This window comes from Crocinitomix algicola (genome assembly GCF_001661595.2).
In the GTDB taxonomy this organism is placed as follows: domain Bacteria; phylum Bacteroidota; class Bacteroidia; order Flavobacteriales_D; family Crocinitomicaceae; genus Crocinitomix; species Crocinitomix algicola.
This window is the reverse complement of the sequence record NZ_LYPF02000021.1, coordinates 95,291-109,767: the sequence shown is the minus strand read 5'-3', so window position 1 is coordinate 109,767 and position 14,477 is coordinate 95,291. Positions and strand designations below refer to the sequence as shown.

Here is a 14,477-nt window from a genome sequence, read left to right as displayed (position 1 = left end):
CTTAATCATCTATTTGAAACGCAATATTAATTTTTTGCACTAATTGGTGTTTTTACTAATGAGCAAGCCGATAAAATTTTCAAAATCATTGAAGATGTAAATAAACATGTTAATAGCGCATAAAACTACGGATCAAATGCATTTGCACCTATTTTTCATTCACGGGCGCTGCCATTGCCATCCTTGGCGGGGGGATTTTGGGTTCTTTTTTTTCTTGGACGAATTGTGGTTTGGATGTTTAACATAAAACTTAAAGAATTAAAACTAATTCTACTTTCTTAACCCCTCATAAAGTGAATATAGACCTACATGCAGAAGATATTCAACCAAAATCATACTAAACTTAGGGCTCACTAATTAATTTGAGATAGATCTTCGACAAATTTGGAAGTCCAATTAAAAAAACAAAAATTAGAATGTTTCCGATAAGTCTATTTTTATCCACATAATTAGCTTTAAAAAAAGCTATTTTTTATTCATAAATGAAAAGACTACAATCCCTCCGATAATTAACAAGGTGGAACCAATAAAAATATCAAACGTATTTTTACCGATATTATCATTCTTCGTACTGTTTGGATTTGTTCTTGTAAAGGATGTTCCATCACTTTTATTCACAATATGTTGATTCGGATTAATATCATTTAGGTTTTTGGTAAAAATAATTAAGAGGCAGATCACCATAACGCAGACTAAAAGAAAATTTTTGAATCCAAGTTTTTTACCTTTGCGAAGTACTTTTATTCCGAGATGTTTATTTTTCTCCATTTCATCCATACCTTGTTTATATCCCTTATAAAATGGGATTACAAATACGAAAATTAGAATTGGTCCTCCAATAAGAATTAACATTCCGATAACAGGTAAAGGTATTTCGAGTAAAATCATCAATCGCGTTTGTTAAACTTCAATATATCAGTGAGAATTAATGAAATTAGTTTTCGTGCAACTAAGTTTATAGAAATATTTAATCATTTAATCTTTTCCCAATATGGGTTAATGACATGATAAAATTTTTCCATATGAATTCTGAACCAGTCAATGTAATCGTTCCAATTGGTTTTCTCATAAAAATCACCATCAAACTTAATATATTCTTCTGGAGCTATCTCTAATGCAACTCGTGAAGCTTTCTTACCTTCTTTTCTATCCCATAATAGCTTGTTGGGTAATCTACTGTCGACTTCTTCTCTATATTGAGAAATAGCATCAAATATGCTTTTATCTTTATCATTTCCAAAATACAATTCAACTCTTATTGAACCTCTCCCAATACAATAATTATATCGACCTTGTCCAGAATAAGACCCAATGTTCCATTCTGATTTTGGAGTAACCCTATCAATTAACGTTATATTGTGTTCATTTAAATTCTTTTTCAAACTTGCCCAGAATTCAACAAGAAGAGCATTTGTTGCAGCAGCCTTTTCACTTATTCCCTTTTCCTCATCTTTTTTTTCTTTAAGATGTATCATAAACTCTTCAGTACCCGGCGGTGGAATAATTTGATTAACTTGTAGAAAAAGGTCTTCTTCATGACTATATGGAATTGCTGTAAAACAACGAATTCGAACTTTGTGATCAATTAACCAAAGAACAGTTGAAGTTACCTCTGGTCTAAAATCATTCGCGACTAAAAATATTTTTTGATCTCCGGTATTCAACTGTAAACTTATATCATCTTCACGATTTAAAAATTCAAGAATTTTTTCTTTTGCATTCGTGCCCGGTTCATTGGCATCCAAATATTTTTGATAAATACGTAAAATGTCTTCAGTCCTCAGAGTAGAACAATAAGAAGTATATTTAAGTGCTTGCCAAACGACATCTTTACCGCTATCATCAAGTTTATTTTCAATAATAACTAAATCACCTTCTTTATCAAGTGCCAATAAATCCAGTCTTTCGTTCGTTTGGTCAAATCCGTCAAACTCTTTTTGAATTATCAAAAGTTCTTCTAATACTTCAGGACGATCTGCTATCCATTCTTGTAAATGCTCTCTTTCGCGAAAATTCAAATCTCCAAATTTTCTTGCTTTTAAAGGAGTTAACTTGTTTTTCTCTTTATTGATTTTATACATGAATTAAGTTTTGATTGCCTTAGAAGTTAATAATTAAATTCAGTTGTGATATAAATGAAATCTTTTATTTCCATTAAGGGTTAATTATTTTAGGTTGAATAAAACACAGTGTGTGAATCTTAATCTTGGTCGATCACTAAGGTTAGTGTTTTTTCAATTTAATAAGCCCTCTAATATGGGAATTCGGTGATTTAGAAAATTCAAAATACTACTTCAAATATATTTAAACAGTACAGTAAAATAAAACTATACATTTTTTTTGAGTTTTTTTGAAAGTATTTGAATTTTATTCTTAAATTTGAAAACAGTAAAGAAATACTACACATGAAATTAAAATCTGTTTGTTCAATTAAATCAGGAAAATCTTATCGGCGAAAGCCTGTCTTCGACAATGATGGAACATGCAGATTGATTCAAATTAAAGATGTGTCGAAAGAAGGATTTATCGATTCCCCCATGTTAATACGCTGCAAGGAAGATGATACTGGTCATTTCTTAAAGCACGGGGATTTACTTTTTGTGGCAAAAGGCAATAATAATTACGCTATGGTATTTGATGCTGATTTTTCAGCAATCGCCATTTCATTATTCTTTGTTGTGCGACCTGATCATAGCAAAGTTTCGGCAAAATATTTAGCCTGGTATATTAATTCTAAACCTGGGCAACATTATTTAGAACAACATAGAATGGGTGCCGCAGTGGGAAACATTCGAAAATCGGTTCTTGAAAATATGCCTATCTTACTACCTGATTTAAAAACCCAAGAACAGATTTCAACCCTGCATCAGGCTATGATTAAAGAGAAACAACTGACCAACGCTTATCTGGAAAAAAAAGAAAATTACATCAATCAAAAAATACTAGACTTAATTCAATAATTATGAAACTACATGTAAGTTATAAAGTGGTAAACAATGATTATGATCAAGAATATGCCGATCAATATAATTGGGGTAAACCTGGTCCAGGTAACATGAAGTATCATGACACATGGAAATATGGAATTGATAATGTAAAATCAAAAAACCAAATTGAAAAATCGGAATTGGTTATTGAGGGGATTGATTATGCTGACAGTAAACATCAAATAATAGTACCAGATGTATTTCAGATAAAATGTGAACTGGAAAATGGAGATATTGAAAACTATTTTGTTTCTAACTCCCTAATTAGAAACATTCATACAACGCAAACAAAAAATATAGACCGAGTATACTTTTACCTAAATATTAAAGAGGGATATGTTATAATCGAAGACACTAACTATATAGCAAAAAACCAACTTCCCTCGGACTTGGAGACAACTGAGTGGAAGTCATTAAAACTACCTCACCCAGTAAAAAGCAAACCACTTGAACATTCAGGTTCATTTTAACCAAATTTTACCAATAAATTTATGCAAAACTATATAAAACCCTCCTCAGAAGAAATCAACGCAGCCCTATGGTCTGCTTGTGATACTTTCAGAACATCTTTAGATTCTCAGAATTACAAAGATTACATTCTGGCATTTCTATTCTTCAAGTACCTCAGCGATAAATACAGAGATAAATACCAGGAATTTCAAAAACAATATGGTGATGATGAAGAATTGATCAAACGTAAAATGAGTCGTGAGCCGTTTGTATTGCAAGAAGATTGCACGTTCGAACATGTTGTCGAAAACAAAAACAATCCTCAATTGGGCGAATTCCTGAACAAGGTATTTGAGAAAATTGAAGATGACAACAAGAAAAAATTAGAGGGTGTTTTTGGAGACCTAGACTTTAACTCCAGCGCAAAATTGGGAGAAGCTAAAAAGAGAAACCAAACCCTAAAAGATCTTATTGAAGATTTTGATAAGCCAAAATTAGATTTCCGCCCATCTGTTATTGGCAGTGAAGACATTATAGGTAATGCCTATATGTATTTGATCGAAAGATTTGCATCAGACTCTGGCAAAAAAGGTGGAGAATTTTTCACCCCTCATGAAGTATCGGTTTTATTAGCGCGATTGATGAAACCAGAGGCAGGTGCACGTATTTATGATCCAACCTGTGGTTCAGGCTCCTTATTGCTCACAGTAGCCGAACAGGTGCCTTTTAAAGAAGGTACGCATATTAGAAACTGCTCATTGTATGGTCAGGAAAGTAAAGGGGGTACTTGGGGCTTAGCGAAAATGAACATGTTTTTGCATGAAATGGATGCCGCTCAAATTGTTCGTGGTGATACAATCAATGACCCCAAGCTAATTGAAGGCGATCACTTAATGAAGTTTGATGTAGTAGTGGCAAATCCGCCATTTTCCCTTGATAAATGGGGAGCTGACAAAGCCGGTGATGACAGATACAAACGATTTTCAAGAGGCGTACCTCCAAAATCTAAAGGGGATTACGCTTTTATATTGCATATGATTGATTCTGCCGTAGAAGGATCAGGAAAAGTAGGCGTGGTTGTTCCGCATGGTGTCTTGTTTAGGGGAAGTTCTGAGAAATCTATTCGTGAGGCTTTAATCAAGGAGAACCTGCTTGAGGCGGTAATAGGTTTACCGGCAAACTTATTTTTTGGAACGGGTATCCCAGCAGCCATTCTATTGTTCAATAAAGGCAAAAAGCACAATGACGTATTGTTTATTGATGCCAGCAAAGAATTTGAAAGTGGTAAAAAACAAAATAAACTCCGTGAGTCACACATCCAACAAGTACTGGATGCTTACGAAGGTTTTGAGGATATTGAGAAATATGCCCACCGCGCCACTTTTGAAGAGATTAAAGAAAATGACTTTAACCTCAACATCCCCCGATATGTAGACACCTTTGAAGCTGAAGAAGAAGTGGATTTAGACCAGGTTAAAACTGAGATAGAGACATTGGAATCAAACCTCACTGCCGTGAAAGCTGATATCCAGAAGTATTTAAAAGAATTGGGTTTATGAATCAGATAGAAGTGCTTTTTTACGTAACCCCTGCTTTCCGAAATTTTCGGTTAGTTCAAACGGAAGGTGCGCGCCAAGTACAAAGTGAGTCAAACACTTTCAATGAAGGCCTGCAAGAAATAGGTAAGTCCATTCAATAAAATAAAGTATTAAACATCAAAAAAACTAAAAAATGAGCCATCCCGCTACCATAAACAGAAGTGTTGTAATGGTTATACCCAAACAAGCCTATTACAATTGGGCAAATGCTGTGTTTCCAGATGACCCTATTAAAACAGACTCCTTTAATGAACACAATGCCTATTTGTTGAATGACGAATTGCTTTTTGATGAAGCTAAAAAAGCCCTAAAAAATTACTGGGAATTTATTTTTGAAAACGAACTATTTGGCATTTGTACAGATGACAGTACATGGCCCCAAAAATTAACCTGGCCACTTTTTACAGAATGGTTTACTTGCCATTTTAGTTCGGTAGTATTAGACCTGGAAAACAAACCACTTTACCTAGAAAAATTTGATTAGATGAAACGAATAAAAACAAAGAAAAACAAAACCGAAGCGGTGAAAGCTGATATCCAGAAGTATTTAAAAGAGTTAGGATTGAACTAAGATGAAACTGATCAACAAAATATCATTTCCTGATGACTGGAAACCAGTAAAGCTCAAAAATATTGGCGATATATTTAAAGGAAAAGGGATCTCAAAATCTGAAATACAGTCCGAAGGATTACCGTGCGTAAGATATGGTGAGATTTATACGGAATATCAAGACTGGTTTTCCGATACCGTTTCATTTATTTCAAAGGATTCTGCCTTAAAGAGCATGCAAATAAAAATGGGAGATGTACTTTTTGCAGGAAGCGGAGAGACACCTGAAGACATTGGAAGAGCAATAGCATATGTTTCAAATAATGAAGCTTATGCCGGTGGAGATATTGTTATTTTTAGACCTGAATATAATGAATGCGGTCAGTTTTTAGGGTATTTGTTGAATTCCGATTATGTCAATCAACAAAAGTTTCAATTCGCCCAGGGGCACTCAGTTGTACATTTGTATGGGAAAAATATAGAAGAACTGGAAGTTGTCCTCCCTCCCCTCCCCGAACAAAAAAAAATTGCAGCAATCCTTTCAAAATGGGATGAATTGATTGAAACCCAAACCCAACTCATTGCAGCAAAAGAGCAGCAAAAGAAAGGCTTAATGCAAAAACTCCTTACGGGGGAGTTGCGGTTTCCCGGGTTTGAGGGGGAGTGGGAGGAACTTGAATTGAACGACATTTTTAATAAAATCATAGGTGGAGGAACCCCTTCAAGACAAAATCCATTATTTTGGAATGGTGATATATTTTGGTGCACAGTAAAAGATTTTACCAATTTTAATCCAAATCAAACACAAGAAACAATCACCGAACAAGGACTAAAATCGAGTGCGAGTAATCTCGTACAAAAAGGAACCTTAATCATTCCTACCAGAATGGCAATTGGAAAAATAGCAATCTTTAATGTTGATGTTGCAATAAACCAAGATCTCAAAGCACTATTCTTAAATGATAAGGCAAAAAATGAGTTTCTCTATCAATGGTTCAATTTTTATAGTGAAAGCATTTCAAATCTAGGCACTGGCAGTACAGTTAAAGGTATAAAACTTGAGGAATTAAAAACTATTGAAATATCGCTTCCTCCAATAAAGGAACAAGAAAAAATAGCAAATACATTGATAGCTTGTGATCTTGAAATCCAATCACTAAAAGACGAATTAGAAGCTATCAAACTACAAAAGAAAGGATTGATGCAGCAATTATTAACAGGGAAGATTAGAGTTAAAGTATAAAGATATGAAAACATTAGGAATAGAAATTAAAGGTAGAAAAGTGATTATTGTAGCCTTGGAAAAGGTAGGAGGTGTAATTACAGATATTACTGGGACATACAAACCGATTGAGTTGGAAAACGATACCGAAGCTCAAAATTTAAGAATGTTCAAAGATACCCTTCTGGCATGCTTTGATAATTTTAGTCCAGATGCTATTGTTATAAAATATAGAAACCCTAAAGGCAAGGGAGACAGGGCTCCTTCTCCAATATCATTTAAAATTGAAGGCATAATTCAATTATATGAGCATTGTCCAATTTTAATGGTTTTTCCGCAAACAATTTCTGCATATTTCAAAAAGAATAGAATTTCTCTTAATGCCAAGTACACATATCAAAATGACGCTCTAAAGTATGCTTATTACTATTTATCAAATAACTAATTATGGATTTATCAAAACTAGGTTTGGATGAACCAGTGAAGGAATATCTGAACACTCAAAAACAATTTAAAATAGATGCGGTTTCGCAAGAAGGGGGGAATTGTGATATTTTTTTTGGATATCATGAGATCTTGGATAAACGCGTTGCATTAAAGATTTATTATGGCTCAAAAGATAGCAGTACACATAATGAACCCAAAATCTTGGCGAAAATCAAACATAAGAATATTCTAAAAGTACACTATGCAGAGAAAATAGGTGAAGCTTATAATTATTTTATGACGGATGAAATTCTTGGAGGTGATTTGGAAAAAAATCTTAGAAAAGGTAATCTTGATCTAAAGGACAAACTATCTATCATTTCTGGCATACTTGGTGGATTATGTGAGCTACACAAACCAGAAAATTCCTTGGTTCATAGAGATATTAAGCCAAAAAACATACTTGTAAAACGAGATTCAAAAACTCCATTAATTGCAGATTTTGGATCGGTTAAACACTTTAACTCATCTCAATCTTCTGTAACTGGTTCAAATTCAACTCTGGTCTATAAGCCGAAGGAGGTTTTTGAAATGAATCAATATACTGTTCAGTCTGATATTTATCAAGTAGGCGTTACCATGTTCCAGACATTAGGCGGTTTTTTTCCAGGAGCTTATGTAGAGTGGCTGGATGATAAAGAGAAAAATAAATTAAGTGCAATTGAAAGCCAGTATGATCAGTGGCAATATATTGAATCAATTATAGAAAAACGAGTGCGTCAACATAAACTATTACAATTTGATACGCTTCCATCATATATAGACAAAGGGATTATCAGAATCATAAAAAAAGCAGTAAACCCGAAGCTACGCGTAAGATATGCCAATGTCGGTGAGTTTATGAATGATTTATATAAAACTCAACAAAACATGATTAACTGGATTGAATGTGAAAATGAGTTAATTGCTGAGCATCCAAAAAAAGGAAGGTTCAGGATTTTTAAATATAAATCCGATTATAGAACAGAAAAAATGGGCAAGAACAACAAGTGGCGTAGATGTCATGAAATGTCTAAAGATATCAAATCACAAATCAAATACATCCATTCTTTATAATTTTCATCTAAATGAAACACTACCTCTACATAGATGAAAGCGGAGATCATGGCTTGAGTAATATCAACCCTAACTTTCCTGTATTTCTCTTATGTGGTGTCCTTTTTAATCAAGGCACATATGAAAGTTTGCGTCAAGAGTTTAATGAATTGAAAACCGAAATATGGCTAGATAAAAAGGTGATTTTTCACTCCAGGGACATCAGAAAGTGTGAAAAAGAATTTCAGGTACTTTTTGACATGAAATTAAAAGCAAAATTCTATAAAAAACTTAATCAGGTCATTTCAAACTCTCAATATAAAATCATAGCTTCAGCAATAAATAAAAATAGATACATCAAACAATATGGTCGATTAGGAAATGATGTGTACGAGCTTTCCTTGTCCTTTATAATTGAGAGGGCTGTATTTTACCTTGATAGTTTAAATAAAAATAGAATTGAGTTGAATATCGTAATTGAGAAGAGAGGTAAAAAAGAGGATCGTCAATTGCATGAACATTTTCAGCGATTATTGGCAAGAGGAACAGGATTTGTATCTTCTGAAAGGTTAAAGAATTACAACATTGACATAGATTTTAAAGATAAACGTGATAATATCAATGGCCTTCAATTAGCTGATTTGATTGCTTATCCTGTCGCTCGATATGTAATTGATCCTAAAAGAGCAAACCCCTCTTTCGAGGTTTTCCAACAAAAATTTTATAGTAAAAATGGCAAGAGATATGGACTTAAAATATTTCCGTAAAATAAAAAGCCACACACTAGGCATGGCTTTTTACCGATTGGGGACACCCCGATCCAAATTTTTTAATTCCGCAAAACACGGTCAACTTCTTGGTCAATCGTGTTTCGAATTTCCTTTCTCCTATTATGGAAGAATGAACACTGCAAATATATGACATTTTTGACATGAATGTCAAGTTTTAAGCTTTTAATAACAAATACAATGGGTTGTATTTAATAGTTAAACGGGATTCATTTTACTAAAAGAGATGAATAAAAATAATGTAAGAAATGTAAATAGTAAAAAAACAAAAAGCCAAACAAATTGTACAGCTTTTTACCGATTAGGGACACCCCGATCCAATACTTTTAACGCTGATTTGGGTTCAGCGTTGGAAACCTTTGTAGGCAATTTACACATGGTAAAGTACCTCACAAATATACAAAATTAAACACATGCACAAGGAATCGGAAAATACCCATTACGTTCAATTGCTGAAAAACATCAAATTGGCAATTAACACGGCCCAGCAGCAAGCAGCAATGGCGGTGAATAGTCGTTTACTCTTTTCTTATTGGCAAACGGGGCAGTTAATTTTAAAAGAACAAAATGCGCAAGGTTGGGGTGCAAAAGTAATTGAACAATTGGCAAAAGATTTAACTTCTGAAATGCCAGGTATGAAAGGGTTTTCAAAACGTAACCTTATATACATGCAAAAATTTGCAGCAGAATGGCCTGCTACTCTATTTCTGCAGCAGGGCGCTGCACAAATGCAAGACACTAATAAACAGGAAGATAAAATTGTGCAGCAGGGTGCTGCACAATTTAATAATTTTGAAAAACACCCCATTGCAAACATACCATGGTCGCACCATATGGTATTACTGGATAAATTAGATACGCCCACAGAAAGATTATTCTATTGTGTAAAAATCCGTGAAAATAATTGGTCACGGAAAATACTTTTAAACCAGTTAGACCGTCAATTACATTTACAACAAGGTGCTATAAGCAATAATTTTGAAACTACCCTACCTAGCCAACAAGCTAACTTAGCAAAAGACACCTTTAAAGATCCTTACTTTTTTGATTTTTTAAAATTGGGAGACGAAGCCAGTGAATTAGAAGTTGAAAAAACATTGGTTCAACAAATCAGTTCCTTTTTACTTGAGTTAGGCGCAGGATTTGCCTATATGGGTCGACAATTTAAAATAGAAGTTGGTGGTCAAGAATATAGATTAGATTTATTATTCTACCATACCAAATTGCATTGCTACGTGAATATTGAATTAAAAATTGATGAATTTAAGCCAGAATATGTAGGCAAATCGCAATTTTATCTCACAGCCATAAATGAACTTGTAAAATCAAATACAGACAAACCAAGTATCGGAATACTTTTGTGTAAAGAGGCCAATCATATTGTGGTAGAATATGCATTAAAAGACAATAAGGCACCAATTGGTGTAGCTGAATACACCTTAAGCAAAGATCTGCCAAAACATATGAAAGGTAAATTGCCAAGTGCTGCCGATTTTGAAAACACCATGAACCTAAACAAAGAGCATGAGTAACTACACCGAAATAAAAGACTCTCAAATCCCCGCCTTAAAGCTCCTCCAAAAGATGGGCTGGAAGTATATATCACCCGAACAAACTGAAAAAGAAAGAGGAGGATTATTAAGCGGCGTGATCCTGGAAAATATTTTAGCACAGCAGCTAGAAAAAATAAATTCATTTGAATACAAAGGTGGCACCTATCAATTCTCCTCAGGTAATATTCACAACGCCATTCATGCCCTAAAAAATGTGCCAGATGATGGTTTATTAAAAACCTCTGAACATGTTTTTGATTTGTTGAACCTGGGTAAAAGTTTCGAGGAACATATACAAGGTGATAAAAAAAGTTTCACCATTAATTATATCGATTGGGAGCATCCTAAAAACAATGTTTACCATATCACAGATGAATTTGAAGTGCAAGGTGTTAATGTCACGCGCCGGCCAGATCTTGTCTTATTCATTAATGGCATTCCCTTTTGTGTGATAGAAAATAAGCGCCGCGACAAAAAGGAGTCCACAAATGAAGCCATTAGCCAATTCATCCGAAATCAAAAAAAAGATGAAGGCATTCCCAAGCTTTTTCACTATACCCAACTTTTATTAGCCGTGCAGCCGAACGAAGTAAAATATGCCACCACTGGTACACCCGCTAAATTCTGGAGTTTTTGGAAAGAGCAAACCGAAGTTGAAACCGAAACACATTATTTGATTCACAACGAAATTAACCAACAACCGGCTGAAAACAGGTTGCCTACCGAACAAGATCGAATGCTCTATTGTTTATGTCGCCCTGAAAGAGTAATGGAACTGGCCTACATGTTCACATTATATGATGGGGGGATAAAAAAAGTGGCACGATACCAACAATATTTTGCCGTAAAGAATGGAGTAAATCGTGTTTTGGAATTAAAAGAAGATGGACAACGAAAAGGAGGCGTGATTTGGCATACACAAGGTTCAGGAAAATCGTTGACAATGGTGATGCTCGCCAAATCCATTATTTTAAATGCAAACATTTCCAACGCACGAATGATAGTGGTTACCGATAGGGTTGAACTGGATAAACAAATTGCCACTACCTTTGAAAAATGTGGTAAAAAACCCATGCGTGCAAAAAGTGGCAACCATTTAATCGACTTAATTCAAGAAAGCAATACCGAAGTGGTTACTACCATAATCGACAAATTTGAGTCGGCACTCAAACGGAAGGATTTTAGAAATAAATCCGAAAATATATTTGTTTTGGTAGATGAAAGTCACCGGTCTCAATACGGTAAAAATCATGCCCTCATGAAAAAAGCCTTACCTATGGCTTGCTACATTGGTTTTACAGGTACACCGCTGATGAGTGCAGAAAAAAATACTGCGAATAAATTTGGTGGTTACATTCACCAATATACCATTGACCAAGCCGTGGCTGACGGTGCAGTGCTCCCCCTTTTATACGAAGGTCGTTCTGCAAAGCTTAACGTCAACCAAGGCTTAATAGACAAAGGATTCGATCGCTTATCCGAACCATTGAACAAATACCAAAAGAAAGACTTAAAACAAAAATTTTCATCCATTACCGAAATTTACAAATCGGAGCAAGTGGTAGAGGAAATTGCCTATGATATTTCTGAACATTATTGCAAAAACTGGAAAGGACAATTGAAGGCCATTATAGCTGTCCCCCTAAAAGAAACAGCACTTAAGTATCAAAAATATTTTGAGAATCAACCCAACCCTAAATTAAAAATGGACACGGCGGTGATCATTTCTCAATCCGATACACGACCGGACCATGATGAAGTGGAGGAAGAATCAACCAGTGAAGTACAGCAATATTTTAAAAAAATAAACGCTACTTATGGTTCTGTGGAAGCTTATGAGGAGCAAATGACCAACAAATTTAAAGACTCAGATGATGAAGTTGATATTTTAATTGTAGTAGGTAAATTACTCACCGGTTTTGATGCGCCAAGATGTGGTATTTTATATATCGCAAAACCACTAAAAGAACATGGTTTATTACAAGCCATAGCACGTGCTAATCGACTGAGAGAAGGGAAAGATTTTGGGTACATTGTCGATTATGTAGGTGTTTTAGGAGATTTAGACAAGGCTTTGACATCTTATAGTGCTTTAAAAGATTTTGACGAGTCTGATTTAGCGGGTGCCATTAAAAAAGTGGACGAAGAAATCAATAAAATACCACAATACCATTCGGCTGTTTGGGACCTTTTTAAATCTGTTTCAAACAAATCAGATCTTGAAGCTTTAGGTCGATTTTTACAACCCAAAGACCTACGAGATCAATTTAGAGAGCGGTTGATTTTGTTCGCAAAATCTTTGCAAGCTGGTATGGCTTCTGATGTGTTTTATAGCCTTTATTCAGCCGATCGACAAAAAACATTCATATCCGATTTAAAATTATTTCAAGCCTTACGTACAGCTGTTCAATTGCGGTATGCAGAAAAAATTGATTATAAAGAATATGAAGGTAGGGTTAGAAAATTGCTAGACATGCATATTGGTGTGGAAGCAGTGGAACAAACCACCGAAAGCATCAACATTTTTAATGATGAAGTATTCAAAAAGGAAGTAGAAAAACTAACCGGAACAACCGCTTCAAAAGCAGATGCAATTGCTTATAAAATGAAAAAGGTTATTGCTGAAAAAATGGATGAAGATCCCGTTTTTTATACCAAATTCAGTAAACTTATCAGTGATGCCATACAGGCCTTTATCGATAAACGGATTACTGAAGCAGAATATTTAAAACAGATACTCAAAGCAAGGGAAGATTTAACTGCAGGACGATTCAGTGATACCCCAGGCTCATTACAAGGCAATCCAGAAGCAAGAGCATTTTACAATATAGTAAAAGACGTCTTGAATGATCAAATTCCGGAAACAAATTCGAAAGAAATTGATGAAAAATTGGCAAGCGCTGGTACAGATTTATGTACCCTAATTGAACGACTTTTAATACGGGATTGGAAAAAGAATGATGACATTCAAAAGCAAATGAAAAATGATATTGAAGACTATTTGTTAGATCACCGATCAGAATATGGTGTTGAACTCAGTTTTACACAATTGGATATTATTTTAGACAAAGTGATGAGCGTAGCTAAAACGGTATTTTAATGAGCGCATCAATTAGTTACGGAACAACAAATATCGCCTATTCAGTAGAATATAGGGATAGAAAAACATTGGCTATTGAAGTCCACCCAGATAGTTCTGTTTTGGTGGTGGCACCAATTAATACAACTGATGAAAAAATTCAAAGTAAAGTTGAAAAGCGTGCTTCATGGATTGCAAAACAACAACGTTTTTTTAGCGGTAAACCTGATATAGCACAGGTCAAGGAATGGGTAAGTGGCGAAAACATGTATTATTTAGGTCGGCAGTATAGATTAAAAGTTGTTTTGGGTAAACCAGATGTTAAATTGAAAGGCAAGTATTTGTTGGTTTCCGTTCCAAATAAAAAGAATAGGAGGCAAATTGAAACATTAGTAAACGCTTGGTATCTGCAGCATGCCCGGATTAAGTTTGAAGAGAGGATAAAGAGATTTGATCACATCCTGCGGCAAGAAGGGCTACAGATGAATTCACTCATCATTCGTAAATTAGAAAAACGTTGGGGCAGTTGCACACCAAAAGGGAATATCGTTATCAATTCAGACCTAATCAAAGCACCAATTCACTGTGTCGATTATGTCATTGTCCATGAATTGTGTCATTTGAAGTTTCACCATCATGGTCCAGAATTTTGGAATTTACTCAACAAGTACTGCCCCGATTGGGTTGGATTAAAAGAGCGATTAGAAAATTTTGGAATATGATTTCATA

Annotated in this window: 13 protein-coding genes; 11 read left to right on the top strand and 2 right to left on the bottom strand. The window is 34.6% G+C overall.

The features are described from left to right. Nucleotides 1-465: 465 nt before the first annotated feature. Entirely contained in the window at nucleotides 466-888 is a 423-nt protein-coding gene (locus A8143_RS13895) for a hypothetical protein (RefSeq protein WP_070138431.1), read from the bottom strand. Between the two features lie 83 nt (nucleotides 889-971). Next, nucleotides 972-2,081 (bottom strand): DUF4268 domain-containing protein, encoded by a 1,110-nt coding sequence (locus A8143_RS13890; protein ID WP_070138430.1) that lies wholly within the window; start codon nucleotides 2,079-2,081, stop codon nucleotides 972-974. 324 nt (nucleotides 2,082-2,405) lie between these two features. On the opposite strand from A8143_RS13890, the gene A8143_RS13885 reads away from it, so the two are divergent. The 11 genes from A8143_RS13885 (at nucleotide 2,406) to A8143_RS13830 (ending at nucleotide 14,470) form a co-directional block, all read left to right on the top strand. Continuing rightward, nucleotides 2,406-2,960: a restriction endonuclease subunit S gene (locus A8143_RS13885; RefSeq protein WP_070138429.1), complete on the top strand. Its 555-nt coding sequence runs from the start codon at nucleotides 2,406-2,408 to the stop codon at nucleotides 2,958-2,960. A gap of 2 nt (nucleotides 2,961-2,962) precedes the next feature. Beyond that, nucleotides 2,963-3,457: a hypothetical protein gene (locus tag A8143_RS13880; RefSeq protein ID WP_070138428.1), complete on the top strand. Its 495-nt coding sequence runs from the start codon at nucleotides 2,963-2,965 to the stop codon at nucleotides 3,455-3,457. 21 nt (nucleotides 3,458-3,478) lie between these two features. Continuing rightward, the gene (locus A8143_RS13875) at nucleotides 3,479-4,996 is read left to right on the top strand and encodes a type I restriction-modification system subunit M (RefSeq protein ID WP_070138427.1); all 1,518 of its coding nucleotides are present in this window, start codon (nucleotides 3,479-3,481) and stop codon (nucleotides 4,994-4,996) included. A 172-nt stretch (nucleotides 4,997-5,168) separates the two neighbouring features. Then, nucleotides 5,169-5,519, top strand: a complete 351-nt coding sequence (locus A8143_RS13870) for a hypothetical protein (protein WP_139134364.1) — start codon at nucleotides 5,169-5,171, stop codon at nucleotides 5,517-5,519. A gap of 88 nt (nucleotides 5,520-5,607) precedes the next feature. Further along, complete coding sequence (locus A8143_RS13865; RefSeq protein WP_070138425.1) at nucleotides 5,608-6,828, top strand: restriction endonuclease subunit S; 1,221 nt, start codon at nucleotides 5,608-5,610, stop codon at nucleotides 6,826-6,828. Nucleotides 6,829-6,832: 4 nt separating this feature from the next. Further along, entirely contained in the window at nucleotides 6,833-7,252 is a 420-nt protein-coding gene (locus tag A8143_RS13860) for a DUF3010 family protein (protein WP_070138424.1), read from the top strand. A 2-nt stretch (nucleotides 7,253-7,254) separates the two neighbouring features. Then, the gene (locus A8143_RS13855) at nucleotides 7,255-8,349 is read left to right on the top strand and encodes a protein kinase domain-containing protein (protein WP_070138423.1); all 1,095 of its coding nucleotides are present in this window, start codon (nucleotides 7,255-7,257) and stop codon (nucleotides 8,347-8,349) included. An 11-nt stretch (nucleotides 8,350-8,360) separates the two neighbouring features. After that, nucleotides 8,361-9,095, top strand: a complete 735-nt coding sequence (locus A8143_RS13850; RefSeq protein ID WP_070138422.1) for a DUF3800 domain-containing protein — start codon at nucleotides 8,361-8,363, stop codon at nucleotides 9,093-9,095. A 434-nt stretch (nucleotides 9,096-9,529) separates the two neighbouring features. After that, complete coding sequence (locus A8143_RS13840; RefSeq protein WP_070138420.1) at nucleotides 9,530-10,648, top strand: PDDEXK nuclease domain-containing protein; 1,119 nt, start codon at nucleotides 9,530-9,532, stop codon at nucleotides 10,646-10,648. Next, the gene (locus A8143_RS13835) at nucleotides 10,641-13,769 is read left to right on the top strand and encodes a type I restriction endonuclease subunit R (RefSeq protein ID WP_070138419.1); all 3,129 of its coding nucleotides are present in this window, start codon (nucleotides 10,641-10,643) and stop codon (nucleotides 13,767-13,769) included. The genes A8143_RS13840 and A8143_RS13835 overlap by 8 nt, the downstream gene beginning before the upstream one ends. Next, on the top strand, nucleotides 13,769-14,470 hold the full coding sequence (locus A8143_RS13830; RefSeq protein ID WP_070138418.1) for a M48 family metallopeptidase: 702 nt from the start codon (nucleotides 13,769-13,771) through the stop codon (nucleotides 14,468-14,470). The genes A8143_RS13835 and A8143_RS13830 overlap by 1 nt, the downstream gene beginning before the upstream one ends. The last annotated feature ends 7 nt before the right edge of the window (nucleotides 14,471-14,477 follow it).